This is a genomic window from Nonomuraea thailandensis, assembly GCF_024172165.1.
In the GTDB taxonomy this organism is placed as follows: domain Bacteria; phylum Actinomycetota; class Actinomycetes; order Streptosporangiales; family Streptosporangiaceae; genus Nonomuraea; species Nonomuraea thailandensis.
In genome coordinates this window covers 7,151,240-7,177,888 of record NZ_JAMZEB010000002.1, presented here as the reverse complement: position 1 = coordinate 7,177,888, position 26,649 = coordinate 7,151,240, and the positions used below count along the sequence as shown (strand labels likewise).

The 26,649-nt window shown below is 73.2% G+C and carries 20 protein-coding genes and 1 tRNA gene; 12 read left to right on the top strand and 9 right to left on the bottom strand.

Annotated elements, in window-relative coordinates; all coding sequences use genetic code 11:
• Nucleotides 1-43 precede the first annotated feature (43 nt).
• On the top strand, nucleotides 44-841 hold the full coding sequence (locus HD597_RS36730; RefSeq protein WP_253748276.1) for an alpha/beta hydrolase: 798 nt from the start codon (nucleotides 44-46) through the stop codon (nucleotides 839-841).
• 179 nt (nucleotides 842-1,020) lie between these two features.
• On the opposite strand, the gene HD597_RS36725 is transcribed toward HD597_RS36730, so the two are convergent.
• Complete coding sequence (locus tag HD597_RS36725; RefSeq protein WP_253748274.1) at nucleotides 1,021-1,593, bottom strand: hypothetical protein; 573 nt, start codon at nucleotides 1,591-1,593, stop codon at nucleotides 1,021-1,023.
• Nucleotides 1,594-1,762: 169 nt separating this feature from the next.
• On the opposite strand from HD597_RS36725, the gene HD597_RS36720 reads away from it, so the two are divergent.
• The 8 genes from HD597_RS36720 to nrfD all read left to right on the top strand — a co-directional run bounded on the left by HD597_RS36720 (nucleotide 1,763) and on the right by nrfD (nucleotide 10,091).
• Nucleotides 1,763-1,856: transfer RNA gene (locus HD597_RS36720), tRNA-Sec, on the top strand.
• Between the two features lie 55 nt (nucleotides 1,857-1,911).
• Nucleotides 1,912-3,783, top strand: a complete 1,872-nt coding sequence (gene selB, locus HD597_RS36715) for a selenocysteine-specific translation elongation factor (protein WP_253748272.1) — start codon at nucleotides 1,912-1,914, stop codon at nucleotides 3,781-3,783.
• A complete protein-coding gene (locus HD597_RS36710; RefSeq protein ID WP_253748269.1) occupies nucleotides 3,780-4,499 on the top strand; it encodes an LLM class flavin-dependent oxidoreductase in 720 nt (239 codons plus the stop codon). The genes selB and HD597_RS36710 overlap by 4 nt, the downstream gene beginning before the upstream one ends.
• A gap of 71 nt (nucleotides 4,500-4,570) precedes the next feature.
• On the top strand, nucleotides 4,571-5,146 hold the full coding sequence (locus HD597_RS67370; protein WP_253748267.1) for a hypothetical protein: 576 nt from the start codon (nucleotides 4,571-4,573) through the stop codon (nucleotides 5,144-5,146).
• A 12-nt stretch (nucleotides 5,147-5,158) separates the two neighbouring features.
• Nucleotides 5,159-7,582 (top strand): formate dehydrogenase-N subunit alpha, encoded by a 2,424-nt coding sequence (fdnG, locus tag HD597_RS36700; protein ID WP_308210761.1) that lies wholly within the window; start codon nucleotides 5,159-5,161, stop codon nucleotides 7,580-7,582.
• Nucleotides 7,582-8,376, top strand: a complete 795-nt coding sequence (locus tag HD597_RS36695) for a formate dehydrogenase accessory protein FdhE domain-containing protein (protein ID WP_253748263.1) — start codon at nucleotides 7,582-7,584, stop codon at nucleotides 8,374-8,376. Before fdnG ends, HD597_RS36695 begins: the two co-directional genes overlap by 1 nt.
• A 1-nt stretch (nucleotide 8,377) precedes the next feature.
• Nucleotides 8,378-9,196, top strand: coding sequence for a 4Fe-4S dicluster domain-containing protein (locus HD597_RS36690; protein WP_253748261.1), 819 nt, complete (start codon nucleotides 8,378-8,380; stop codon nucleotides 9,194-9,196).
• Complete coding sequence (gene nrfD, locus HD597_RS36685; RefSeq protein ID WP_253748259.1) at nucleotides 9,189-10,091, top strand: NrfD/PsrC family molybdoenzyme membrane anchor subunit; 903 nt, start codon at nucleotides 9,189-9,191, stop codon at nucleotides 10,089-10,091. Before HD597_RS36690 ends, nrfD begins: the two co-directional genes overlap by 8 nt.
• On the opposite strand, the gene HD597_RS36680 is transcribed toward nrfD, so the two are convergent.
• Nucleotides 10,092-10,742: a response regulator gene (locus HD597_RS36680; protein WP_253748257.1), complete on the bottom strand. Its 651-nt coding sequence runs from the start codon at nucleotides 10,740-10,742 to the stop codon at nucleotides 10,092-10,094.
• Nucleotides 10,739-11,785 (bottom strand): HAMP domain-containing sensor histidine kinase, encoded by a 1,047-nt coding sequence (locus tag HD597_RS36675; RefSeq protein ID WP_253748255.1) that lies wholly within the window; start codon nucleotides 11,783-11,785, stop codon nucleotides 10,739-10,741. The genes HD597_RS36680 and HD597_RS36675 overlap by 4 nt, the downstream gene beginning before the upstream one ends.
• A gap of 165 nt (nucleotides 11,786-11,950) precedes the next feature.
• Between HD597_RS36675 and HD597_RS36670 the strand changes: the two genes are divergently transcribed.
• The 3 genes from HD597_RS36670 to HD597_RS36660 all read left to right on the top strand — a co-directional run bounded on the left by HD597_RS36670 (nucleotide 11,951) and on the right by HD597_RS36660 (nucleotide 14,595).
• The gene (locus HD597_RS36670) at nucleotides 11,951-12,409 is read left to right on the top strand and encodes a CBS domain-containing protein (RefSeq protein ID WP_253748253.1); all 459 of its coding nucleotides are present in this window, start codon (nucleotides 11,951-11,953) and stop codon (nucleotides 12,407-12,409) included.
• 145 nt (nucleotides 12,410-12,554) lie between these two features.
• On the top strand, nucleotides 12,555-13,841 hold the full coding sequence (locus HD597_RS36665; RefSeq protein WP_253748251.1) for an ArsB/NhaD family transporter: 1,287 nt from the start codon (nucleotides 12,555-12,557) through the stop codon (nucleotides 13,839-13,841).
• Between the two features lie 91 nt (nucleotides 13,842-13,932).
• Entirely contained in the window at nucleotides 13,933-14,595 is a 663-nt protein-coding gene (locus tag HD597_RS36660) for a hypothetical protein (RefSeq protein ID WP_253748249.1), read from the top strand.
• On the opposite strand, the gene HD597_RS36655 is transcribed toward HD597_RS36660, so the two are convergent.
• The 6 genes from HD597_RS36655 to HD597_RS36630 are packed head-to-tail and all read right to left on the bottom strand — an operon-like array spanning nucleotide 14,592 to nucleotide 26,576.
• Nucleotides 14,592-18,029 carry a WD40 repeat domain-containing serine/threonine protein kinase gene (locus tag HD597_RS36655; protein WP_253748247.1) on the bottom strand — a complete coding sequence of 1,146 codons (3,438 nt, stop codon included), beginning with the start codon at nucleotides 18,027-18,029 and terminating at the stop codon, nucleotides 14,592-14,594. The two genes, HD597_RS36660 and HD597_RS36655, sit on opposite strands and share 4 nt — an antisense overlap.
• Nucleotides 18,030-18,069: 40 nt before the next feature.
• Entirely contained in the window at nucleotides 18,070-19,482 is a 1,413-nt protein-coding gene (locus tag HD597_RS36650) for a glycoside hydrolase family 28 protein (RefSeq protein WP_253748245.1), read from the bottom strand.
• A 29-nt stretch (nucleotides 19,483-19,511) separates the two neighbouring features.
• Nucleotides 19,512-20,504: a glycoside hydrolase family protein gene (locus HD597_RS66145; RefSeq protein ID WP_253748243.1), complete on the bottom strand. Its 993-nt coding sequence runs from the start codon at nucleotides 20,502-20,504 to the stop codon at nucleotides 19,512-19,514.
• A complete protein-coding gene (locus HD597_RS36640; protein WP_253748241.1) occupies nucleotides 20,501-23,044 on the bottom strand; it encodes a family 78 glycoside hydrolase catalytic domain in 2,544 nt (847 codons plus the stop codon). Before HD597_RS36640 ends, HD597_RS66145 begins: the two co-directional genes overlap by 4 nt.
• Nucleotides 23,038-24,543 (bottom strand): alpha-L-fucosidase, encoded by a 1,506-nt coding sequence (locus tag HD597_RS36635; RefSeq protein WP_253748239.1) that lies wholly within the window; start codon nucleotides 24,541-24,543, stop codon nucleotides 23,038-23,040. Before HD597_RS36635 ends, HD597_RS36640 begins: the two co-directional genes overlap by 7 nt.
• A complete protein-coding gene (locus HD597_RS36630; RefSeq protein WP_253748237.1) occupies nucleotides 24,540-26,576 on the bottom strand; it encodes a beta-galactosidase in 2,037 nt (678 codons plus the stop codon). Before HD597_RS36630 ends, HD597_RS36635 begins: the two co-directional genes overlap by 4 nt.
• Between the last annotated feature and the right edge of the window lie 73 nt (nucleotides 26,577-26,649).

Sequence of the window (26,649 nt, the reverse complement as noted above, 5' to 3'; positions counted from 1 at the left end):
GTACCCGTGACGGCGCTCGCGTCGGGTGCGTACCGTGGTCGTCGTGACGACGCTCGCGCGCACCGCCCTGGTCGTCGCCGCGGTGCTCATCCTGCTGCTCGGGCTGCTGTGGGTGTTCCAGCGGCGGCTCATCTACCTGCCCGACAGCGCCCCCGTGCCCCCGGCCGCCTCGGTGCTTCCGGGGGCGCGGGACATCACGCTCACGACCCGCGACGGGCTGCGGCTCGCCGCCTGGTACGTGCCCGGCCACCACGACGTGACCGTGCTCGTCACCGGCGGCAACGCGGGCAACCGCCTGCACCGCGCGCCGCTGGCCAGGGCGCTGGCCGCGTACGGGCTGCCGGTGCTGCTCATGGACTACCGCGGCTACGGCGGCAACCCCGGCAGCCCCACCGAGGAGGGCCTGCACCTCGACGCCCTGGCCGCCCGCGACGCCGTCCGGAGCTCGCGGGTGATCTACTTCGGCGAGAGCCTCGGCGCGGCGGTGGCGACCAGGCTCGCCCTCGAACACCCGCCCGACGGGCTGGTGCTGCGCTCGCCGTTCACCGACCTGGCCGCCGCCGGCCAGGTCAACTACCCGTTCCTGCCGGTACGCGCGCTGCTGCGCGACCGCTTCCCCGTCGCCGACGGCATCGGCGCGGTCCGCGCCCCGGTCGTGGTCGTGTACGGCACCGGCGACACGATCGTCCCCCCTCACCTGAGCCGCGCGGTCGCCGGCGCGGCACGGGCCACGACCGTGGAGGTGGCCGGGGCGGGGCACAACGACCTCGTCCTGCTGAACGGCCGGGAGCTCGTCGGCGCGGTGGTCGAGCTGGCCGAACGCGTCAGCAAGGCGGAATGACGCGTCAGCAGGGCGGAATGACGCCGCCGGCGACCGGGTGCGCCCGGTGCTGGACACGTTCGGTCAGCCGCCGGGCAGGTCAGGCCACGGTCAGCCGCCTGGCCGGGCCAGGGTCGGCCGCCGGGCAGGTCAGGCCAGGGTCGGCCGCCGGGCGGGTCGGGTCCCGCGGGCGAGCCGCTCTACAACCAGCTCGCCCGCACGCTCGTGGCCGACCCGGCGCCGGCCGGGGCGTTCGGGTCGGCGGCGCGTACGGTGTCGAGCAGGCGGGCGACCGCTTCCACGATCTCCGGAGCCCGGTCGCGCAGGCCGGTCACGTCGGCCGCGCTGACCTCGTCGCGCCCCACCCCGGACTCGTCCAGAACCCCCTCCAGATCGGCCAGCCGCTCACCCAGCCACTTCAACGGCTCCTCCGACAGCCGCTCGTCGAACACCCGCCGCCCCGGCTCCCACCCCTTGACCCCGGGGTGGTGGTGGGTGCGGTCGAAGCTGCCCGGCGTGCCGGTGACGGACTCCAGCAGATCGACCCGCCAGATCGGCCGGTCGACGGTGATGGGGCGGGAGGAGTAGATCGAGCCCTTGAGCTCACCGCTCTCCAGCCGGCGCAGCTCCAGCCGGACGCCGCGCTCGGCGCCCTCCTGACCTTCGAGCGGGTCGGGGTCGACGAAGTAGATGTCGCTCACGGCCACGCCGATCCGATCGAAGCCGAAGAGGTAGAGCACGGTGACCACGTCCTTCGCGCAGGTGTCGGGCACGCCTCACTCCCAACGTAACACCGAGGTCCACCGGACGATCAAGGCCGCGTCGCGAGCGGCCTGTGTCTGCCCGCAGGAGGCGTCGCGGGCCGAGCGTCGTCATCGACACGTAAGCCCACGATCCGGGATGCCCGGCGGCCGGGGCCGTCATATCGTGAGTTTCGAGCCTGGAGGCGCTTGTGTTCTGGTGGGCACCCCGGTCTTCAAAATCGGTGGGCGGCGCGCGGCGTCGCCGGCGGGTTCGATCCCCGTGCGCCTCCGCACCTCCAGGAGGCCTGCCATGAGCAGGCGGACCGCGGACGAGGAGCTGGTGCGGGCATGTACGTGATCGCCACGGCCGGGCACGTGGACCACGGCAAGTCCACCCTGGTACGCGCCCTGACCGGGATCGAGCCCGACCGGTGGGCCGAGGAGCGCCGCCGCGGCATGACCATCGACCTCGGGTTCGCCTGGACCACGCTGCCCTCGGGGCGGCGGCTGGCGTTCGTGGACGTGCCGGGGCACGAGCGGTTCGTCACCAACATGCTGGCCGGGCTGGGGCCGGTGCCGGCGGTGATGTTCGTGCTGGCGGCGGATCAGGGCTGGCAGGCGCAGTCGCAGGAGCACTGGGAGGCGATCGAGGCGCTCGGGGTCGAGCGCGGGTTGCTGGTGGTGACGCGGTGCGACCTGATGGATCCCGCGCTGGCGGTGGAGGAGGCCGGGGAACGGGTGCCGTGGCCGGTCGTCCAGGTGAGCGGGAGCACGGGGGAGGGGCTCGACGAGCTGCGGCTCGCGCTCGACCGGCTGGTGGCGGGGCTGCCCGCGGCCGACGTCCGGGCTCCGGTGCGGTTGTGGATCGACCGGGCGTTCACCATCAGGGGCGCCGGGACCGTCGTCACGGGCACGCTGTCGGCGGGGCGGCTGCGGGTGGGGGACGTGCTGGTGCTGGACGGGGAGCCGGTACGGGTGAAGGGGCTCCAGGTGACCGAGGAGGCCGTGGAGGCGGTCCGGGCGGCGGCTCGGGTGGCGGTCAACCTGCGCGGGGTGGAGCTGGAGCGGGTGTCGCGGGGGAAGGCGCTGCTCACGCCCGGGGCCTGGGTGGAGACGTCCGTGGTCGACGTCCGGCTGGAGACGGGGGCCGGCGTGGGGGAACCGCCGCGCGAGGCGGTGCTGCACCTCGGGTCGGCCTCGGTCCCCGTCCGGGTACGCCCCTTGGGGCCGTCCGGCGGTGATACGGCGGGGGCTGCTGCCCTGGCGTCCTCGGCGGAGGCGGCCGGAACGGGTGCGGTCCGGCTGGCGCTGGCTCGGGCGCTGCCGTTGCGGGTCGGTGATCGGGCGTTGTTGCGCTGTTCCGGGCGGCCCATCGCCGGGGTGCTGGTGCTGGACGTGCTGCCACCGCCACTGCGCGGCCGCGGCGCGGGCGCCAGGCGGGCCGCGGAGCTGGCGCCGTTCACAGCGCCGTTCACAGCGCCGTTCACAGCGCCGTTCACCACGCCGGATGGTGCGACGGCTCGCATGCCGGATGCGGCGACCGTGCTGGGCTGGCGGGGGGTGGTGCGGCGGTCGGAGCTGGTCGCGATGGGCCTCGATCCGCGTGCGCTGGACGTGCCCGGCGCGGGGGACTGGCTGGTGGAGGCCGGGCGGTGGAAGGAACTGGGCGAGCGGCTCGGGGCGATCGTGGCGGAGCAGCCCGGCATCCCTGTGGACGCCGCCCGCACCGCGCTCGGGCTGCCCGCGCGTGAGCTGGTCGAGGCGTTGGTCAGGGCATGTCCGCCGCTGCGGGTCTCCGGCGGGCGGATCGACGGGGACGGGGTGCCGGAAGCGGTGGCCGAGGCGGTGGGGCGGTTGCGGGAGGAGCTGGTACGGGCCCCGTACCTGGCACCGGAGGCGGCGCGGCTGCCCGAGCTGGGCCTCACCCGTCAGGCGGTGGCGCTGGCCGCGCGGGCGGGATTGCTGCTGCGGCTGGCCGACGGGGTCGTGCTGCTGCCGGGGGCCGAGGTGGAGGCGGCCCGCATCCTGGGCCGGTTGCCGCAGCCGTTCACGGCGGGGGACGCGCGGGCCGCGCTCGGCACCAACCGGCGGGTCGTGATCCCGCTGCTGGAGCACCTCGACCGGCTGCACCTGACTCGCCGCCTCGACGACAGGCTGAGGGTGGTCACCGGCCGGAGCCACGAGCCCGGAGGGACGGGCGGGGAGGAGAGACGACCATGACCGACGCGACCGAGGGTGGCACAGGCGGTCAGGACGTGACCGGGCGGCCGGGGGAGGGCGCAGGCCGGGAGGGCACGCCTGAGCGGTCGGGGGGCGGGCACGGGCCCGCACGGGCGGGGGAGCGGGTCAGGGTGGGGGTCGTGCTGCCCAGGCCGCAGGGCGATCCGGGCGCGTGGCTGACCGACGCGGTGGCGTTCGAGGCGGCAGGGGCCGACGCGCTGTGGGTGGAGCACGGTGCCGCGCCCGAGCTCGACCCCCTCACGCTGGCCGCCGCCCTGGCCGCGGTCACGTACCGGACGCTGCTGGTCGTGGCCGTCGTGCCGGACCCGGGCCGGTCGCATGCGCTCGCCACGGTGGAGCGGCTGAGTCGCGGCCGGCTCGTCCTCATCGGGGCTGCCGACGAGAGGGACGCCGACGAGGGCGTGGTGGGGCGGACCGTCATGCGACTGGAGGACGGCGGCTACCAGGAGCGTTCGGCGGAGGGGAGCGGCGACGAAGGCGCGCCCGAGGATGCGAGCGGTGAAGGCGGGTGGGTGGGGCGGTGGGCGCCGGTGGGGGTGCCGGCCGGGAGGGCGGCGTGGCGGGAGGTGCTGCTGGCGGCGGCCGCACGCGGCGACCGCGGCGTGCTCGTCCCCGCCGACCCCCGGCTGCTCGACCTGCTGCGCAACCCCGAAGATCCGGAAGGCCGTCACGACCTGCAACTCGCTCAGGGGTAGACGCGCCAAGGATCCGCTCATACGGTGAAAAAACGGTACCCAGCGGCCCGCAGCTGAGGGGAGGCCGCACCATGGAGGTCAGCCGACGGCGGTTCCTGAGCATCGGCCCGGTGGGCGTGCTCGGCGGATCGGCCCTGGGGTTCGACCTGACCGAGTCGATCGACGTCAAGCAGCGCCTGCGCATCGAAGGGGCCACGCTGGCCCACTCGCTCTGCCCGTACTGCGCGGTCGGCTGCTCGATCATCGCCTACACCAGGAAGGCCCCGAACGGCAGGACGGAGCTGCTGCAGATCGAGGGCGACCCGGACAGTCCCGTCAACGAGGGCACCCTGTGCCCCAAGGGCGCGACGTCGCTGCAACTGGCCGTCTCGCGCAGGCGGGTGCCGCAGCCGCTCTACCGCGCCCCGGGCGCGGCCGAGTGGACGAAGGTCTCCTGGGAGTTCACGCTCGATCGCCTGGCCAGGAACATCAAGACCTCGCGCGACGCCACGTTCGTCACGCAGGACGCCGACGGGAACGTCGTCAACCGCTGCGAGGGCATCGCCTTCGCCGGCGGGGCGGCGTTCAGCTCCGAAGAGGGATATCTCGCGACGAAGCTGATGAGGGGGTTGGGCCTGGTTCACCTCGAACAACAGGCCCGTGTTTGACACGGTCCCACGGTGGTCAGTTTGGCTGCCACGTTCGGCCGAGGGGCCATGACCAACCACTGGCGTGACATCAGGCACGCCGATCTCATCCTGGTCAACGGCGCCAACCCGGCCGAGGCCCACCCGGTGGGCTTCAGATGGCTGATGCGCGCCAAGCTCGACAGGGGCGCGAAGATCATCCACGCGGATCCGCGGTTCACCAGGACGTCGGCGGTGGCCGACACGTACGTGCGCATCCGCACCGGGACGGACGTCGCCTACTTCGGCGGGCTCATCAACCACGTGCTGAGCAACAGGCTCTACCACGACGAGTACGTCCGCTGGGCCACCAACGCCGGCTTCGTGGTCAAGGAGGGGTACGCCTTCCAGGACGGCATGTTCAACGGCTTCGACCGCGAGCAGGGCGTCTACAACACCAAGCTGTGGGCGTACGAGACGGACCAGGACGGCCACGCCAGGATCGACCTCGACCACCCGCGCTCGGTGCTCAACCTGCTGGCCGCCCACTATCGCCGCTACGACCCCGACACGGTCTCCCGGATCACCGGCATCCCGCGCGAGCAGTTCGTCCAGGTGGCCGAGCTGGTCGGCGAGATGGGACGGCCGGACAAGGTCATGACCATCGTGTACGCCGTCGGCCTGACCCACCACACCACCGGCGTGCAGCTCATCCGCTCGGGCGCCATCCTGCAACTGCTGCTCGGCAACATGGGCCGCCCCGGCGGCGGCATGAACGCCGAACGCGGCCACGCCAACATCCAGGGCAACACCGACCACGCCATCTCCTGGGACATCCTGCCCGGTTACCTGCGCATCCCCGCCCCGGGCCAGAAGGACATCAAGGCGTACCTGGACGAGAGCGCCAGCGTCAAGCACCACCCGCGCGCGGTGAACTTCTTCGGCGAGAACTACCGCCGCTACCTGGTCAGCCTGCTCAAGGCCTGGTACGGCGACGCCGCCACCGAGGACGACGAGTTCGCCTTCGACTACCTGCCCAAGCCGGCCGCCAACTCCTCCTGGATCTCCATCTTCGACCAGGCGCTGCGGGGCAGGATGCAGGGAGTCATGCTGTCCGGGATGACGGCGACCAGCATCGGCCCCGACTCCAACCAGGTCCTCCAGGCGCTGGCGAACCTCAAGTGGCTGTGCGTCATGGACCCGTTCAACACCACCAGCTCGGAGTTCTGGCGGGCGCCCGGCACGGACCCGGAGCAGGTCCAGACCGAGGTGTTCATGCTCCCGGCCACCCACTGGATCGAGAAGGACGGCTCGTTCACCAACAGCGGCCGGTGGGCGCAGTGGAAGGAGCAGGTGCTGCCGCCGGAGGGCGAGGCCAGGCACGACCACTGGATCCTCGCCGAGCTGTTCCTCCGGGTCCGCGAGCTGTACCAGACGCAGGGCGGCAGGTTCCCCGATCCGGTCCTGAAGCTGACGATGCCGTACCGGAACCCGCGCAAGCCCGAGCTGGACGAGATCGCGCAGGAGATCAACGGCCGGGACCTGCGGACCGGCAAGCGGCTGTCGACCTTCGTCGACCTCAACGACGACGGCACCACCGCCGCGGGCGACTGGATCTACACCGGCCACTACCCCGAGGAGGGCAACCTGACCAGGCGGCGCGACGGCGTCCAGGACCCGGGCAGGAACGACCCCAGCGGCATGGGCCTCTACCCGGGCTGGGCCTGGAGCTGGCCCGCGAACCGCCGCATCCTCTACAACCGCGCCTCCGCCGACGAGAACGGCCGCCCCTGGGACCCCGAACGCCCCGGCATCGCCTGGGTCGGCGGCAAGTGGGTGGGCGACGTGCCCGACTACCCGCCGACGACCGGTCCGGGGCCGGACGCGCCGCTGCCGTTCATCATGACGGGTGAGGGCGTGGCCCGCCTGTTCAGCAACGCCGTCGCCGACGGGCCGTTCCCCGAGCACTACGAGCCGATCGAGTCGCCGATCGCCAACCCGCTGCACCCGCAGCAGTCGGCCACGCCGGTGGCGTACCTGTACGACGAGCGAGCCGGGCGCGCGTCCCGGTTCGGCACCGTCGCCGACTACCCGTACGTGGCCACCTCGTACCGGCTCACCGAGCACGAGCACTACGTCACGCAGAACGTCGAGCACCTGGTCCAGCTCCAGCCGGAGGCGTTCGTCGAGGTGCCGGCGGGGCTGGCGCGGGAGAAGGGCATCGAGACCGGGGACATGGTGCGGGTGTCGTCGCGGCGCGGGCGGCTCGAGGTGCGGGCCGTGGTGACCAAGCGGCTCGGGCCGCTGCAGGTGGACGGGCGGCAGGTGTACCAGATCGGGATCCCGATCCACTGGGGGTTCGTCGGGATCAACACCGGGCAGCACTGGCTGGCCAACGCCCTGACGCCGTTCGTGGGTGACGCGAGCGCGCGGACGCCCGAGTACAAGGCGTTCCTGGTCGACATCGAGAAGATCTGATGTACGGGCAGGAGCGGGCACGGGCCCTGGAGCTGCGGGAGCGGTATCCGCATGCCGGTGAGGTGCTGGGGTTGTACCTGGCGCTGGTGGGCGTCTGGGAGTCGGCCTGCGGCTGTGCGCGGCTGAAGCAGGCCGCAGCCGAGGTGCTGCCGCGGGTGGTGGCGGCCACGGTGGCCCACGGGCCTCCCGCGCTGGCGAAGGCCGTCGGCGGGGCCGTCGGCGGGGCCGGGAGCGGGGCCGGGGGCGGCGACGGTGCGGCGCTGCTGGCCGCCTGGGTCGCGGACGAGGAGCTCACGCCGGTCGAACGTTACCTGGCCCGTGCCACGATGCGCGTCGTCCCGTTCGAGGGGCGTCCGGAGGGCGCGCCGGGACGTTGTCCCGCCTGCGGTGGGCCGCCGCAGCTCAGCTACCGGGTCGCGAGCGAGGATCCGCTCGTCAGCGGGCGGCGCGTGCTGGCCTGCGCCAAGTGCCCGCACGAGTGGAGCTTCTCCGCCACCACCTGCCCGAACTGCGGTGAGAGCGGCCGACGCACGGTCCACGCCGAAGGCGCCGGGGGCGCGCCCGGCGATCGTGCGGCGCCGTCCGTGGGGCGTCGCGAGGCGGAAGCGGAGGCGCTGTTCCCGCAGTTGCGGGCCGAGACCTGCGAGAGCTGCCACCGGTACCTCATCGACGTCGACCTGGGCCGCGAACCCCGGGCGGTGCCCCGGGTGGACGAGCTGGCCGCGGTGCCCATCGACCTGCACATGGCCGAGCAGGGCCACACCAAGATCACGCCCAACCTGATGGGGTTCTGAGATGCCGCACATCACACCGGGACAGGCGTACGGGTTCTTCACCGACACCAGCGTGTGCATCGGCTGCAAGGCCTGCGAGGTGGCCTGCAAGCAGTGGAACCGGCTGGAGGGACACGCGCCGTCGTTCCTGGACGGCTTCGACAACACCGGCAGGCTGGACGCCGAGACCTGGCGGCACGTGCAGTTCCACGACAACGTCCCCGACGAGGCCGTCACCCCCGGCAACGGCACGGTGTGGCTGATGATGTCGGACGTCTGCAAGCACTGCAAGCAGGCGAGCTGCATGGAGGTCTGCCCGACGAACGCGATCATCAGGACCGAGTTCGACAGCGTCTTCATCCAGCCCGACGTCTGCAACGGCTGCCGCAACTGCATCGCGGCCTGCCCGTACGACGTGATCGGCGCGAGCGAGACGACCGGCATCGCGCAGAAGTGCACGCTCTGCTACGACCGCCTCCAGAACGACATGACCCCGGCCTGCGCCAAGGCCTGCCCCACCGAGTCGATCAGGTTCGGGCCGGTCTCCGAGCTGCGGCGGACGGCGGCCGAGCGGCTGGAGACGCTGCGCGGGCAGGGCGTCACGCAGGCCAGGCTCTACGGGCACGACGAGAAGGTGTACGGCGGGCTGAACGCGTTCTTCCTGCTCATGGACGAGCCGGGGCGGTACGGGCTGCCCGACGAGCGCGACGCCGTGCTGCCGAGCCGCAACAACGCCGGCGGCTATCTGACCGCCGCCGTCACGGCCGTGCTGGGCGTGCTCGGCGGCCTGATCGCGCTGCGCCGCCGCAAGGAGAAGGTCGAGGAGTCGGCCGATGGATGAGGTGCAGCACTTCGCCGGGCCGCCGGACTGGCTGTGGTACATCCTGTTCTACTTCGTCCTGGCGGGCCTGTCCGGCGGCTCGTACGTGCTGGCCACCCTGCTCAGGCTGCGCGACGCGCCCGGCGACGAGCCGATGGCCAGGATCGGCTACTACATCGCCTTCCCGCCGATGCTCGTCGCGCCGCTGCTGCTGGCGCTGGATCTCGGGCAGCCGCTGCGGTTCTGGCACATGCTGGTCAACACCACGCCCGGCCACCCGGGGCTGAACTTCAAGTACTGGTCGCCGATGTCGATCGGGTCGTGGGCGCTGGTCGTGTTCGGAGCGGTGACCACGGTGTCGTTCGCCGCGGCGCTCGTGCGGGACGGCAAGCTCCGGCTGCCGCTCGTCACGCGGCTGGACGGCCGGGTGTTCAACGTGGCCGGATCGCTGGTCGGGCTGTTCATCGCCGGGTACACGGGCGTGCTGCTGTCGGTGTCGAACCAGCCGGTGTGGAGCGACACGTTCGCGCTGGGCGGGCTCTTCCTGGCCTCCGGGCTGGCGGGGTCGGCGGCCCTGATGCTGCTCCTGGCCCGCTACCGGCCGGAGGCGCGGCCGAGCGTGCCCATGCTGTCGGTATCGGAGCGGCTGTACTCGCTGCTGGAGCTGGCGCTGATCGTGGTGTTCGCGGTGACGCTGATCGCCGCGGGCACGCAGGAGATCGTGTTCGGCCCGCCCTGGCTGCTGCTGTGGGCGGTGGTCCTGGCCGGGCTGCTCCCCGGCCTGTACGGGCTGGCCACCGAGCGCCTGTCGGCCGGCCCGGCGGTGGCGATGCGGTACTCGGTGGTGCTGCCGCTGCTGGTGCTGGCCGGGGTGCTGGCCCTGCGGGCGGCGATCATCTTCAGCGTCCAGGTGTGATCAGGGCTCGACCAGGCCGGCGCGGATGGCGTACCGGGTCAGCTCCAGGCGGTCGCGCATGCCGAGCTTCTGCAGGATGTTCGCCCGGTGCCGATCGACCGTCTTGACGCTGATGACCAGCGTCTCGGCGATCTCCTTCGCCGAGTTGCCCTCCGCGATCAGCTTGACGATCTCCTCCTCCCGCGGCGTCAGGATGCTCTCGGGCATGCGCTCGCCCTCCCGGTCCCGCTGCAGGTAGTCGCGGATGAGCGCGGTGACCGCGCCCGGGTAGAGGAACGGCTCGCCGCGCATGGTGGCCCGGCACGCCTCCAGCAGGTCCTGGTCGGCGACCGACTTGAGCACGTAGCCGGACGCGCCGACCTTGAGCGACTCGAAGAAGTACTGCTCGTTGTCGTACATCGACAGGATCAGGATGCGGATGCCGGGTGCCCGCCTGGAGATCTCCCTGGCCGCCTGGAGGCCGGTCATGCGGGGCATCGCGATGTCGAGGATGGCCAGGTCGACGTTCTCCTCCGAGGCCGCGGCCACGGCCTGCGCGCCGTCGGCGGCCTCGGCGACCACCTCCAGGTCGGGCTCGGCGTCGAGGATCAGCCGCAGGCCCCGGCGGACCAGCGCGTGGTCGTCGGCCAGCAGGATCCGGGTCTTGTTCACGGGGCCGTCCTTCGGTCCGGAGGAATGACGAGGCTGACGCGGGTGCCCTGGCCCGGCGGGGAGTCGACGGTCAGGCGGGCGCCGATGAGCAGGGCGCGCTCGCGCATGCCGCGGATGCCGGCGCCCTCCTGGACGACGCCGCCCCGGCCGTCGTCGGTGATGCGCAGCACCAGACGGCCGTCCTCGACCGCGAGTGACAGCTCGGCGCGGGTGGCCCGGGCGTGCCTGGCGATGTTGGTCAGGCTCTCCTGCGCGATCCGGTACAGGACGAGCTCGACGTCCGGGCCCAGGGCCGGGTGGTCGGGCTGCAGGTGGCGGGTCACCGGGACGCCGCTCATCCTGGAGACGTCCGTGGTCAGGGCGCTGAGGGCGCTGTGCAGGCCGAGGTCCTCCAGCACGCCGGGGCGCAGGCGGCGGGCGACCTGGCGCACCTCGTCGAGGCTGGCCCGCACGGTCTCCTGCACGCCGTGCAGGTCCTCCTTCAGGTCGGCCGGCGCGCGGTCCACCACCCGCTTCAGGCCCAGCAGCACCACGGTCAGGCTCTGGCCGATCTCGTCGTGCAGCTCGCGGGCGATGCGCTGCCGCTCGCCCTCCTGCGCGGCCAGCGCGTGGGCGCTGCTGGCGCTGCGCTCGGCCTCCAGCCGGTCCAGCATGGCGTTGAACGTGGCGATCAGGTGGGTGAGGTCGCTGTTGCCGCTGTCGGACAGGCGGTCGCCGGTGCGCAGCAGGTCCACCCGCTGCATCAGCGTCGTCAGCGCGTCCAGCGGGGCCAGGCTGCGGCGCAGCAGCAGCGCGTTGGCGCCCAGCATCACCGCCAGCCCGACCAGCAGGACCGGCACCTCGGCCCACACGACCGGGGCGGAGACGGTGGCGGGGGAGAGCGCGAGCACGAGCGTGCCGGTCGCGAACACCAGGCCGTTGATGACGAACAGCCGCCGGAACAGGCCTTGAGCCGCCGGCCGGGACGCGCCGCGCGGCGCGCCCGCGCGACGCGTCCCGGCCGGCGGCGCGTCCCCCGTGCCGCCCTTCGCGCGATCGTTCATCGCCTCTAGCCTCGTCGTCCGGGTGTGCGATTGTCCATGCGGTCTGACCCCCATCAAGAAGTACGTCCCTACATGTTCTATCCATGCCCAGATGGGTGCCGGACCCGATGGCCCCCGGCCCGCCTCCACCTCCAGGATGGACGGGAGCCGGAGGGAGACAGCGACGTGGAAGCCAGCAACATCGCCGTGAACCTGCCGACCGTGACGACGCACGACCCCGTCACCAAGGCCGTGCGGATCATGGCGCTGGGCCGGATGCCCGGCCTGATCGTCGTGGACGGCAAGGGCCGGCCGTCGGCCGTGCTGCCGGGGACGCAGGTGCTGCGGCTGGCGGTGCCGGGGGCGTACCAGGAGGACCCGGCGCTCTGCCGGACGATCGACGAGGCGCACGCCGACCTGTTCTGGGGCGAGCTGGGCGACCTGACGGTGGGCGACTGCCTGCCGGGCAGGCCCGCCACGCCGGCGACCGTGCCGCTCGACGCGACCCTGCTCGAAGTGGCCGCCCTGATGGCCAGGCTGCGCAGCCCGATCGTCGCGGTCGTCGGCCGTGACGGCGTGCTCGCCGGGGCGATCACCCTGGAGCGGCTGCTGACCTGCCTGGCGCTCTCCGGCCAGGACGACTGACCCCTTTCCCGATCAACCGGGCGGGCTCCCCATGCCTGCCCGGGCCGAAGCATGCCCGACTGACGGAGGTCACCATGATCCGCTGTTGTCCCGCCCTGCACTCATCCCGCGCGGTGGACCGGTCCGGGCCGCCGGGGCAGGCGGGATGAGCGCCTTCGCCGCACTGGCGATCTTCCTGGTGGCCTTCTACTTCATCGCGACGGAGAAGGCCAACAAGGTCAAGGTGGTGCTGATCGCCGCCGGGCTGATGGCCGTGCTCGGCCTCATCCCCGGCGCCGAGGTGTTCTTCTCGGAGCACGAGGGCATCGACTGGAACGTCATCTTCCTGCTGCTCGGCATGATGATCATCGTCGGCGTCATCAAGCAGACGGGCGTCTTCGACTATCTCGCCATCTGGGCCGCCAAGAAGTCCAAGGGCCGCCCGTACCGGCTGATGGTGATGCTGATGGCCATCACCGCCATCGCCTCGCCGTTCCTCGACAACGTCACCACGATCATGCTGGTCGCGCCGGTCACCATCGTGGTGTGCAACCGGCTGCGGATCGCCGCGCAGCCGTACCTGATCGCGGAGGTCCTCGCCTCGAACATCGGCGGCGCGGCCACCCTCATCGGCGACCCGCCCAACATCATCATCGGCAGCCGCGCGGGCCTGACCTTCAACGACTTCCTGATGCACATGGCGCCGATCGTGGTGGTCATCTTCGCCGTCTTCGTGCTGGCGGCGCGGTGGTTGTTCGCGAGCTCGTTCCAGTACAACGCCGACCGCGTGGCCGAGGTGATGGCGCTGCAGGAGCGGCGGGCGATCACCGACCCGCGGCTGCTCGTGCGCTGCCTGGTGGTGCTGGCCGCGGTCGTGGCCGGGTTCGGGCTGCACGCGGTGGTGCACATCGAGCCGTCGATCGTGGCGCTGGTGGGCGCGGGCGTGATGCTGCTGGTCTCCCGCGCGAACGTCTCCGAGGTGCTGCACGAGGTCGAGTGGCCGACGCTCGTCTTCTTCATGGGGCTGTTCGTCATGGTCGCGGGCCTGGTGCACACCGGCGTGATCGCGGCGATCGGCACGTGGGCGCTGGACACGCTGGGCAACGACTACTTCCTGGCCGCGACGGCGCTGCTGTTCGGCTCGGGCGTGCTGGGCGCCTTCTTCGACAACATCCCGTACGTCGCCACGACCGCCCCCATCGTCGAGGGCGTGGTCGCCGCGGCCCCCGACCCGCAGATCGGCCAGGCGCTGTGGTGGGCCTTCGCCCTGGGCGCCGACTTCGGCGGGAACGGCACCGCGGTCGCGGCCAGCGCCAACGTGGTGGCCCTCGGCATCGCCGCCCGCAACGGGCACAAGATCAGCTTCTGGCAGTTCACCCGGTACGGGATCGTCGTCACCGCCTTCAGCACGGTGCTGGCCTGGCTGTACGTCTGGATGCGGTATTTCCTCTGAGACCCGTGATCGTCCCTGATCCCCGATCCAGGGGGAAATCAGGGACGATCACGGATGAGCCGGCCGGCCGCCGGAAGGCATCGTGGCAGGCATGAACCCCGCGAACCGCCTGGCCCAGATCTCCTTCACCGCCGGACCGGCCGCCCTGCTGGCCGGCTGGTTCCTGATGCGTCCCATCCACGGCGGCCTCGAACCGGGGCCCTGGTGGACGGCCGCGCACCTGGTCTGGCTGGTGGCTTTCGCGATGTTCGGCCTGATGACGCTGGCCATGCGCGGCCTGGCGGGGCCGGTGACAGGCGGCCGGCGGGTCGCGGTGGAGGCGGTGACGGGCCTGGCGCTGTTCGGCGTGGGGGCCAACCTCTTCCAGCTCGTCATCGACCTGTACACCGGGTTCGCCGCGGCGGACGGCGAGGCTCTGCGCGGCCTGCTGGACGACGTCAAGGGATACCCCGGGGTCGAGCCCGTCGTGTACGGCGCGGGGGCGCAGCTCTTCTACGCCGCGGTGCTCGCGCAGGCGATCGTCCTGGCCGTGCTGGGCCGCGTCACGCCCGTCAGCGCCGCCGTCACCGCAGGGGGAGTGGTGCTCCTGGCGGTGGCCACGTTCGCGGAGGGCAGGGGCTCGGCCCTGGTCGCGCTGGGCATGGCCGTGATCTGGCTGGGCACGCTGCTGCTGGGCCGGGGCAGGCCCGGCGGTCTCGACGAGCGGCGGCGCGGCGTGCGGGGCGGGCAGGAGGCCCACCTCGACCACGCCTAACAGCTCTGCTCGAAGGGCCGATCGGGCAGGTAACGGCGCCACTCCTCCTGCGTGAGGCCGCGGCCCGCCCGCGCGCACGCCGCCGCGGCCAGCCGCTCGACGGCCGTCGGCAGCCTGGTCGGCAGCCCGCCCCTGCCGATGGCCAGCAGCTCGGCGGAGTCGGCGGTGAAGGCGAGCGACCTGGCGCTGTCGAAGAGCCCGACCACCGGCCCGATGCGCCGCCCCTGCCGCACGTCCCAGAGGCTGAGCGTGTTGTCCTGCGAGGCGTACGCGAACAGCCGCCCGTCGGGGGAGAACGCCCCGTCCCACGCCGCGCCCTCCACCCGCAGCCAGCCGCCGATCTGCGCGCCGGTGGCGGTGTCCCAGACACCGGCCCTGCCGGAGAAGTTCACCGCGACCCGCCTCAGGTCGGCGCTGAACCAGACGTTCTGCGGCTGCGCGGGCAGGGCCATCGGCGCTCCGATCGGCTCGCCGGTCTCCAGGTCCACCACGCGCAGCCGGTCCGCGTCCAGCCCGGCGAGCCGCCCCTCGGCGTCGGCGGCCCAGCCGAGCAGGCGCGGCCTGGGCACCTGCTTGAGCCGCCGGCCGCCGGGCAGCGCCCAGAACGTGAACGTCTTCGCGCCGGCCGTCCAGAGGCCCTTGGGCGTCGGCAGGGCCTCGCCGGGCTCGCCGCCGGCGAAGCCGGGCCGGAGCTCGGCCAGCTCACGCCAGGTGGCGGTGTCGCGGACCGAGACGCTCTCGGCCTTCCTGACGGCCAGCATGCGGCCGTCGTGGCTGAAGGTGAACTCCGCGTCGTACGCCTCGAAGTCGCCGGCCTCCCTGCTCCGGCCGTTCAGCACGACCTCGGTGGAGCCCACCACATGCGTGATCACGGAGCGGCCGCCGTTCCCCAGCCGGACCGCGTCCAGCTCCTGCCCGGCGGGCGGGGCCTGCTTCAGCGTGACGACGGCGTCCTCGCTCAGGTAGCGCAGGCCGTCAGGGCCGAACGCGGCGGCGCTCGGCCGGTCGTCCGGATCGCGGCTGAGCAGCAGCGGCTCGTGGGCGCCCGGCCGCCAGACGGTGATCCGCTCCCCGACGCCCGCGATCAGGCCGCCGTCCGGGCTGAAGACGGGCACCGCGCCGATCTCCCAGCCGGCGATCCGGTCGATCTCCTCGCGGGTCCGCGTGTCGTACACGGTCAGCCCGCCGTCGTCGCTGACGGCCAGGCGCCTGCCGTCCCGGCTGAAGGCGGGGACGCTCCGGCAGTCGGAGCAGACGCCGCGGAAGCCCGCCCGTTCCTCGCCCGACGGCAGCGTCCAGGCCGTGCGCCCGGCCACGGCGTAACCGCCGCCCGGATGCACGGCGACCCCGAACATCGTGGGCAGCGTGGCCGACCGCCCGCTGCGCCAGTCGTAGACGTACACGCCCTGCCCGATCGTCACCAGCAGCCGCCCCCCGCTGAAGCGGACCGTCAGATCCACCTCCTCGGGGGCGTCCAGCCGCTTGCCGACGGCACGCCCCGTGGCCACGTCCCAGACGCCGACGCCCTGGTCGTCGGCGACGGCCACCAGCCGCCCGTCCTCGCTGGCCGCGACCTGGCGGAGCTGCCTGACGGGTAGGCCGGTGAAGCCGCCGGTGCGCCGCCCCGTGGCCACGTCCCACACCCTGACCCCGCCCTGGCCGGCGCTGATCAGCGAGCGGCCGTCGGAGGTCAGCGTGCGCACCACGTCGGGGCCGGTGGCCGGGTCGTGGAAGACCGCGGTCGCCGGGTCCGCCGCCGAGGCGACCAGGCTGGACCTGGCCTCGTCGGTGGGCCACAGCCGGCCTGCCGCGGCGCTGAGCAGCATGCCGAGCACGGGGTCCTGGCCACGCACGGCGTCGGCCGCCGTCGCCAGCCGGGCCGACTCGGCGGCGTCGCGCTGCTGCGACAGGGTGGCGCTCTGCTCGGCCAGAGTGTCGTTCTGCCGGACGGCGAGCCCGCCCGCCGCCAGGGCCAGCACCAGCAGCACGGCCAGCCCCACGGCGGCCAGCCGGGTACGGCGGGAGCGGCGCCGGGTCAGCGCGGCTCCGGCCGCCAGGAAGTCCCGCTCGGCCGGGGTCAGCGTGATGTTGCGCCGACCGGCGGCGGCCCAGCTCAGCGCGTCGTCCAGGGTGCTGCCGGAGAACAGGTCGGTGTCCCTGCGGCCGTGCTGCGTCCAGCGGCCGGCGGCCGTGCTGATCCGGCGGTGCACGGCCAGCCCGTCGCGGTCGGCCTCGATCCAGGTGCGCAGCCGGGGCCAGGCCAGGGGCAGGGCGGGGCGCAGCAGCCGTACCGGATCGCCGTCGGACACCAGGTACGCGAACGCGGCCAGGACCCGCTCCACCCCGTCGGGCAGCTCGGCCCTGCGCGGCCGGCGCAACGCCAGCTCGCCCTCGTCGCTCACCGTGACCAGCCGCAGGAACAGCTCCGGCACCAGCTCCTTGTCCTCGGGCGCGAGCAGCGCGTACGCGTCCTCGGCCAGCACCCCGAGCGCGGGATCATCGGCCGGCGCGCCGACCCGCCGGCCCCCGTCGGCCCCCAGCGCGAGCAGCCGCGGCGTGTCCGGACAGGCCCCACCGCCGTTCAGCCGCGGTGTGTCCAGGGTGCCGGTGCCGCCCGCCGGGCGCGGCTGGTCCAGGCTGCCGTCGCCGCTGATCAGGCCGAGCAGCAGCTCACGCGCCGACGGCCGCTGCCCGGGCTCCTTGGCCAGCGCCGCCCGCACCGGGCCGCGCAACGACTCCGGCAGCACCGACAGATCGGGCTCGTGCGACAACACCCGGTGCATGACCGCCCCGAGCGCCTCCCCGGCGAACGGGTCCCGCCCCGTGGCGGCGAACCAGACGACCGCACCCCAGGCGAACACGTCGGCGGCCGGCCCCGCCCGCTCCCCGGAGAACACCTCCGGAGCCATGTATCCCGGCGTGCCGGTCACCACGCCGGTCGAGGTCAGCGACATCTCCAGCGTCCGCGCGATCCCGAAGTCGATCACCCGGGGACCGTCCGGGCCGAGCAGCACGTTGTCCGGCTTGAGGTCGCGGTGCACGACGCCCGCGTCGTGGATGGCGGTCAGTGCCGTCGCGATCGCGGTGGCCAGCCGGTGCAGCTCGTCCCCGCAGAAGACCCGCCCCGCGGCCCGCAGGCTGGAGCCCTCGACGTACTCGCTGACGATGTACGGCCGGGGCCCCTCCAGATCGGCGTCCAGCACCCTGGCCGTGCAGAACGAGGCCACCCGCTGCGCCGCGACCGCCTCCTTCACCATCCGGTCCCGCAGCCCGGGGTGCCCGGCCGGGTCGCCGCTCAGCACCTTGATCGCCACCCGTGTCCCGGCCGGGTCGTAGGCCTCGTACACGACCCCCTGGCCGCCCGCTCCGAGCCGGCCGGCCAGCCAGTAGCCGCCGAGCCGCTGCGGATCCCCGTCGATGAGCGCGTTCCCCATGACAGGTTGGATGACCGCGGCGGCCAACTGGTTGGGGGATCTACACGCGCCGCCCGTTCACCCACACGTTGCGCAGCTCGAAGCCGCTCACCTCGGACACCACGTCGGCCTCGGCCATCTCCTCGAACACGCTGTTGCGCACCCTGACGCCCCTGATCGGGTTGCCCGGGTTGCCGATCAGGTAGAACGCCCTGGGCGCCTTGCCCGCCCGCAGGCCCTGGATGTCGATCGTGCCGACGTCGGGGAAGTGCGGGCCTGTGTGCTTGTTCTCGTAGTTGAGCGCCACCTCCACCACCGAGTCGGCGGCCTGCCCCACGGTGATGTCCTTGAAGTACAGGTCCCTGACGTAGCCGCCGCGCTCCGGGTTCGTCTTGATCCGGATCGCCCGCTCCAGCCGGGCGCTGCTCATCGTGCAGTTCCACGCGAACACCCAGCTCACCCCGCCGGTCGTCTCGCTGCCGACCGTCACGCCGCCGTTGCCGTCGCGCATCACGCACGAGTCGACCAGCACGTTCATGGACGGCTCGTTCACCCGGCGGCCGTCGGCGTTCTTGCCCGCCTTGATCGCCACGCAGTCGTCGCCGGTGTTGAACTCGCACCGCTCGATCAGCACGTCCACGCACGACTCCGGGTCGCAGCCGTCGTTGTTGGGGCCGCGCGGGCTGTCCACGGTGACCTCGCGGATCGTGACGTTCGTGCACAGGACCGGGTGGATGTTCCACATCGGGGAGTCCCTGACCGTCACGCCCTCGATGAGCACGTTGCGGCAGCGGTAGAGCTGGATGAGGTTGGGCCGCAGGTAGTGGCCCTCCCCGAAGACCCGCTCCGCCACCGGCACGCCGGCCTCGGCCTGCTGCGCCAGCAGCCTCTTGTCGGGGCCCTCCGACGGCGCGGGGTCGCTCGACCAGTCCCACCAGTGGGCGGCGTCGGCCTGGCCGTCGATCACGCCCGCGCCGGTGATCGCCACGTTGGTGCGGCCGTGGGCGTAGATGAACGGGGAGTAGTTCATCAGCTCGATGCCCTCGTACCGGGTGAACACCACCGGCAGGTAGTCGGCCGGGTCGCGGCTGAACCGGATCGTCGCGCCCGCCTCCAGGTGCAGCTCGACGTTGTCGGCCAGGTGGATCGCGCCGGTCAGCCAGGTGCCGGCGGGCACCAGCACGCGCCCGCCGCCGGCCGCCGCGCACGCCGCGACGGCCCGCCCGAACGCCTCGGTGCACTTCGCCGCCCCGTCGCCGACGGCCCCGTGCTCGGTGATCGGGAAGGTGCGGTCGGGGAAGCGGGGCGGCCTGATGCGCCGCCGGATGGCGGGCACGCGCGCCCACGCCGCCGCGGCCTGCGCCGATGCCCCGGTGGCCTGCGCGTGCGCCGCCGCCGGCGCGCTCGCCAGGGCGGCGCCCGCCGCCGCCAGGGCCAGGAAGCTCCTGCGCGTGTGCGGGGGTGATGGCTGCATGGATGTCCTCCGTTGCGTGGGTTGGGGGGTCACGACCGGGCGACGGAGATTCCGCGCCGCTCGGCCATGGGGTGCTGGCCGACCCGGTACGGCTCGGCCCGCCGCACCGCCGTGTAGAAGTGGTGCAGCCGGCCGTCACGGGAGACGACGGCCGGCTTGTGCGCGTACGTGTCGTCGGCGGAGCCGGGCGGCCCCACGTCGACGAGGATCTCCTCGCTCTTCTCCCAGGTCCGCAGGTCGCGTGAGACCGCGTACCCCTCGCGGGCGTGCCCGTCGAAGGAGAGCCCGAAGTAGAACATCACCCACCAGTCGCCGTCACGCAGCACGCACGGGTCGGAGGCGAAGCGCTCGTCGAACGCGCCCGGCCCGCCGTTCGGCACGACCGGGGTGGCGCGCGGGCGCTCCCACCGTTCGAGGTCGGGGGAGACGGCGTAGCCGACCTGCTCGCGCCAGCCGTCGTAGGTGCGGTTCTTGGCGTTGTAGAAGCAGTAGTAGAGGCCGTCGTGGCGCAGCAGCCACGACTTGTACAGGCCGCCGCGCTCCCACTCGCCGCCGTCCTGCGGGCGCAGCGCCGAGCCGGTGTCCGTCCAGCTCCGCAGGTCGTCGCTGACGCAGAACCCGATGATCGCCGCGCCCGCCTCCATGCCGGGCTCCGGGTAGGCGTGGTACGTGCCCACCGCCCGGCCGTCCAGCCAGGTCACCTGGCCGTCGGAGTGGAGCCGGTTGTCGCGCACGATCGAGGTGAGCGCGGCGTTGTAGCGGCGGTACGGGTGACCGGGGTCGCGCGGGAAGATCAGCTCGCCGGGGCTCCAGGTCTCCAGGTCGGCCGATCGGCTGAGCGCGGTCTGGTAGCCGGTGCCGTCGAAGCCGACGTAGGTCATCAGGTACTCGCCGGCGTCGGAGCACACGAACGGGCAGTCCACGAAGAGGCCGTCGAAGCGGCCTGGCTCGTCGGACGGGCCGATCAGCAGGCGGTCCGCCTTGTGCGGGGTCCTGATCCGCGCCGGGTCGTAGCCGCTCACCTCGTAGCTCCGAACGTCCAGTGCCCGGCACCCACCCGCCAGGAACGCTCCCCGACCGCGACCGCCCCTCCGGGCGCCGTGTGGCGGGGCAGGCCCAGGTCCGGCAGCCGCACCTCGGCCGACGAGCCCGGCGGCACCTCCACCTCCAGCGCGAACCCGCCGTCCGACCGCTGCCACGACACGCCGACCGGTCCGTAGGGCGTCCGCGTGGCCGCCCGCACCGACTCCAGGTCGCCCGGCGCGGCGGGCGCGATGAGCAGCCCGCGGAAGCCGTTCGAGCCCGGGGCCTGGCCGATGCCGCCGAGACCCCGGTAGAACCAGGCGTCGATGGCGCCCAGCATGTAGTGGTTCTGCGACAGGCCGCGCGTCGGCCCGTCCCACGCCTCGGTGAGCGCGGTGGCGCCGTGCCGCACCTGGTAGCCGTAGCTCGGATGGCTGGTCGAGGTGGCGAACCCCCACAGCGCCTCGTGCCGGCCCGCCCGGGTCAGCACCTGGTAGAGGGCGGGCAGCGCGATCTCCCCGACCGTGATGGCGCCATCGCGCACGTCCCGGCTCAGCCGGTCCAGCGCGGCGGGCGCCAGCTCGTCCGGGACGACGCCCATGTCCAGCGCGAACACCTGCGACGCCTGGCCGCCGAAGCCGCCGTCCTCCCGGCGGAACGCGCCGGTGAACGCGGCCGAGATCGCGTCGGTCAGCGCCCGGTGGCGCTTGGCGTCGTCGTCGCGGCCGAGCACGCCCGCGACCCTGGCCATCGTGGCCGCCGCCCGCCAGTAACCCCACGTGGACACCAGCGGCACCGGCGTCGAGTCGTCCAGGCCGAACCAGTCGCCGAGACCGTGCCCGAGGATGCCGTCCTCGGCCTTGCCCGTCAGGTAGTCCAGGTAGCGGACCATCGCGTCGTAGTGCCGCTCCATGGCCGTGGTGTCGCCGTACCAGCGGTAGATCTGCCACGGCATGCGGATCAGCGCGCCGCCCCAGTTCGGGTCGTCCCTGAACGCGCCGTCGAAGACCACGTACTCGGGCGCGGTGTCGGGGACCAGCCCGTCCTCGGTCTGCGCCTCCGCGATGCCGACCAGCAGCTCGCGGCAGTAGGCGGCCACGTCGTAGTTGTAGGCGACGACGTCGAACAGCAGCTGGGCCTGCTCCAGCCAGCCCAGCTTCTCCCGGTGCGGGCAGTCGGTCAGGACGCTGTACATGTTGCCGCGCACCGCGCGGTCGATGATCCGGTGGATGTCGTTCAGCAGCGGGTCGGAGGTCTCGAACCGGCCGATGTGCTCGTTGCCGGCGCGCAGCACCAGCGCCGCCAGGGCCTCCGCGCCGACGTGCCCGGGCAGGCCCTGCACCTCGACGTAGCGGAAGCCGTCGTAGCGGAAGGCGGGGTGCCAGGTCTGCGGGCCGTCCTTGGTGACGTACGTGTTGAAGATCGGCGCGCCGGTCGTGGGCTTCGACTGCACCACGCGGCCGAACGCGTCGAGCTGGTCGCCCGGCAGCAGCCGCAGGTAGTGGCCCGCGGGGAGGTCGAGCCGCAGCTCGGCCCAGCCCGCCGTGACCGCGCCGACGTCGAAGACCGCCGTGCCGTCGGTGGCGACCAGCTTGCGCACCGCCGGCAGCTCCTCGGTGACCCTGATCGGCGGGCAGGCCCTCGACCGCAACCTCGCGGCCCCCTCCGGCCGGACGGTCACCGGGCGCCAGCCGGAGCGGTCCGTGCCCGGGACGTCCCAGCCGGGGACCTCCAGGCGGGCGTCGTGGTCCTCGCCGCCGTACCAGTGCGAGCGCGTCGTCGGGCCCTGCGTGGCCAGCCAGTCCGCGCCCGTGCCGAACCGGCCGGTCGTCCCGTCGGCGTAGGCCACCTCCAGTTGCGCGATCGCCCGGGGGGCCGCCTTGGAGCCGAAGAACTTCATGTAGCGGTCCTGGTGCGGGAACACGTGCGCGATACCGGGGCCGAGCGCGACGCCGATCGCGTTGCGGCCCTCGCGCAGCAGCGTCGTCACGTCGTGCGTGGCGTACACCACCCGCTGGGCGAAGTCCGAGTACGGCGGCTCCAGCACGGCGTCCGTCACCGGGGAGCCGTTCACCGACGCCACGTAGACGCCCAGGCCGGAGACGTGCAGCCGGGCGCTCAGCGCGGGGGCGGGCAGGGTGAACTCGCCGGCCAGCAGCGGCAGCGGGCGGCCCTCGCCGACCCGGGGGTCGTCGTCCTCGTCGTACCAGTCCGGGTGGGTGATCCAGCCGGCGCTCCAGTCGGCGGCGTCGAGCAGCCCCAGCTCGAAGCGCGCCTCCTCGCTCCAGCCCGACCAGTTCCCGTCCGCGTCGCGGACCCGCACGCGCCAGCGGGCGGCGGTCCGGCTGGTCAGGGGCTCGCCGCCGTAGAGCACGCGCTGGTCGGCCGACTCGACCTCGCCGCTGTCCCACAGCCCGGCCACGCGAACGTGGTAGGCGGTCTGCGCGGTGGCGCCCGCGAGCTGCCAGCTCAGGACGGGACGGGTGGCCTCCAGGCCGAGGGGGTCGGTCAGGTCGCAGGTACGCAGGTTCTTCACCATGAGGCTCCTGTGATCTTGAGCATGTGGGCCGCCCTGGTCGGCGGCCGGGGCGGCAGGTCGGCGTGGAGCGCCCGGCCGGACTGCCGCCAGGGGACGGGGCCGTGCCCCAGCAGCTCGACGGCGGCGGGCGGGCGTGTGAGCAGCCCGGCGGTGGCGCCCAGGCTGGTGATCGTGGCCGTCCGGTCCTCCGGCCAGGCCAGGAGGGTGGCGTAGAGGGTGTCGCCGCGCCGGGTGAAGCGCACGTCGGTGGGCCGGTAGGCGCGGTCGGCCTCGTTGTAGCCCTCGTACCCCTTGACGCCGCCGAGCCCGGTCGTGCCCTCCGCCGCGCGCAGCCACGGGGTGGTGCCGTACACGCCCTCGCCGCAGGTGCGCAGCCAGGCGCCCACCTCGGCCAGCAGCTCGCGGGCGCGGGCGTCCACCGTGCCGTCGGCGTGCTGCGGGATGTTGAGCAGCAGGCAGCCGTTCTTGCTGACCACGTCGATGAGCGTGTGGATGATCTGCTGCGCGGTCTTGCGGGGGTGGAACATCGGGTCGTCGTCGGAGCAGTCGAACCACTCGCCGTCGCTGGTGTCGAACTGCCAGGGATGGGGCTGGGCCTCGTCGAGCTGGCGGCGCTCGCAGTCCAGGAGCACGGCCGTGCGGTCCAGGTCCGGCACGTCCTTGATGGTGACCAGGCCGCCGGTGTCGCACGTGTTGTAGTAGTGGGCGAGCAGGTCGAGGCCCGCCGTGCTGACCGGCTGCGACTCCACGACGCTGCCCTCGTCGAAGGGCAGGCGGCCGTCGTCGAGGTAGACCAGGTCGGGCCGGTAACGGTCGAGCGCCTCGCGGACGCGGGCGTAGAACCGCTCCGCCTCGCGGACCGGCGGCCTGGCGCCGGGCTCGTGGCGTTCCGGGTAGAGCTCGGCCGGGTCGAGGCCCTCCCACCAGGTGCCGGCGCCGTCGCCCTTGGTCAGGGCGCCGTCGTACGGCTCGCCGGTCTCCGGGTCGCGGCCGTGGGCCACGTCCAGCCAGCGCCAGGTCCAGTTCTGGTGGAAGCTGAGCCCGAACGGCAGCCCGGCCGCGCGGGCCGCCCGCTCCCACGCCGCCACGATGTCGCGCCCGGGGCCGACCCTGGCGGCGTTCCAGCCGTGCTGCCCGGAGTTCCACAGGTCGAAGTTGTCGCAGTGGGTGGCCAGGGCGACGAAGTAGCGGGCGCCGCTGGACACGTACAGGTCGACGAGCTCGTCCGGGTCGAAGCGCTCGGCCCGCCAGTGCCGGAACAGGTCCTTGGCGCCGCCCTGGAAGTGGGCGCGGTGGTGGGCGTGCTGGCGGCCGGCGCGCTTGCGTTCCCAGGGCTCCGACCAGGGTTGCATGCCGTAGAGGTGGCGGGCGTACCAGTCGCCCGAGCGGGCCACGGACTGCGGGCCCCAGTGCGACCAGATGCCGAACTTGGCCTCGCCGAACCACTGCGGGATGCGGTGGGTGCGCAGGGATTCCCAGGTGGGTTGGAACGGGGTCATTTCACCACTCGTACGTCGAAGGGAGCCAGGCGCAGCGGGCCCGGCCGTAACGGTTCGCGGCGGCCGGTGACCTCGCGCGCCTGGGCGGTCAGGGTCACCTCGCTCTCGCGGCCGGACCAGTTGTGGGCGAACCAGAGGCGCTCGCCGCGCGCGTTGACCGCCGAGTGCAGGGTGACCTGCGGCGACTGCGCCGTCACCAGGGCCGTGGGCCGCTGACGGCGGAACAGCTCGGCCGTCAGCTCACGGCCCGGCAGGGTGCCCACGTACGTCACCGTGCCGGTGCCCACGCGGTGGCGGGTGATCGCGGGCCAGCGGCCGAAGTGGTGGTGGTCGTAGCGGGCCAGCGGCTCGGCTCCTTCCGGCTCCAGGGCGTCGGCCCAGTGCCGGGCGACGTCCCGCGTGCCGAGCCCGTGCAGGGGGACCGGCTCCAGCAGCGTCGAGTACTCCAGGTAGCGCACCCCGGCCAGGGCGCGCAGCGGGCCGGGCGCGATCTCGGCCCGCGCCCTGGCCTCCTCGTCGGCGTAGCCCGTGCGGAAGGTCAGGACGAGGTGCCCGCCGCCCCGCGCGTACGCCTCCAGCTCCCGCGCCGTCCCGTCGGACAGGCAGTAGAGCGCGGGCGCGACGACCGTGGGCAAACGTTTGACCTGTGCGGGTGTCACGAACGCCGCCTGCCGCCCCGCGTCGGCCGCGCCCTGGTAGAAGGTGGCCAGGATGCGCTCGTAGGAGTCGTGGTCGGGGTTGCGGCCGTCGAGGGTGAGCGGCGGCTGGAAGGTCAGGGCCCACTTGCTGTCGTGGGAGTACAGGAAGCCGACGTCGGCGTCCGGGGTCAGGCCCGTGACGTCCCCGGCCGCCCGCGCCAGCTCCGCGCCCAGCGCGGCGATCTCGTGGTAGACGCGGCCCGGCTCCATGGCGTGGCCGAGGATCCCGCCCCAGTACGTCTCCGCGCCGTAGGGCAGCGTGTGCCAGTGCCAGTACGAGATCAGCTCCGCGCCGCGCGCCACCAGCGCCCACGCGGCCTGGCGGAGCTGGCCGTCGTAGGGCGGCAGGTTGAGCTGGGACCCGGCGATGGAGCCGGCGTTGGTCTCCGTCACCCAGAAGCGCCGCCGCTTGGCGGCGTACATGCGGTCGGCCGCCTGGAACAGCCCGGCGGCCCCGGTGGCGAACCAGGTGATCTCAGGGGGCGAGTCGCGGGTCAGGGCGTCCTGGGTCAGGTAGTACGCGTTCCCGCTGGTGACGGTCAGGTGCTCGGACAGCTCCACGTCGTGCAGGGCCGGGCGCTGGTAGGCCAGGCACGTGGTCAGCTCGCGGTCCTCCGGGACCAGCTCGCGCACGATGGCCGCCTGCCAGGCGATGAACTCGGTGGTCAGCTCGGCCTGGAAGCGCCGCCAGGCCAGGTCGTAGGACGGGGTGGTGTTGCCGGCGGGCGGCCACAGCTCGTCCCAGGAGCCGAGGCGGTGCGACCAGTACGCCAGGCCCCACTCCTCGTTCAGGCGCTCGACGTCGCCGTACCGCTTGGCCAGCCAGGACCTGAACCGCTCGAACACCGGCTCGTTGTGGATGAGGTGCAGACCGGGCTCGTTGTCGAGCTGGACGCCGAGCACGGCCGGGTGACCGCCGTGGCGGCCGACGACCTGGCGGATGACGCGTTCGGCGTAGCGGCGGAAGAGCGGGGAGGTGAAGTCCACCTCCTGGCGCGCGCCCCAGGGGACCCGGCGGCCGTCGGCCCGCACGACGGCCAGCTCGGGGTGCTTGCGCTGCAACCAGGGCGGGACGGCGTACGTGGGGGTGCCGAGCAGGGCCTTCATGCCGCGTTCCGAGGCGCCGTCCAGGACGGGGGTCAGCCAGTCGAGGGCGAACTCGCCGTCGCGGGGCTCCCAGGTCGACCAGACGGACTCGCCGACCCGGATGGTGTCGATCCCGGCCCGGACCATGAGGTCGAGGTCGCGATCGAGGTCGGGGGCCTGCTGGTATTCCCAGTAGTAGGCGGTGCCGAAGCGGATGCCGGTGCTGCTCGTCGGGGGTGATGGCGTCATGGGATCCCCAGCGAATCTTAAAACGATTTACCGGAGGATATATTTATTCACGGTCGGATGTCAATGCCTGTGA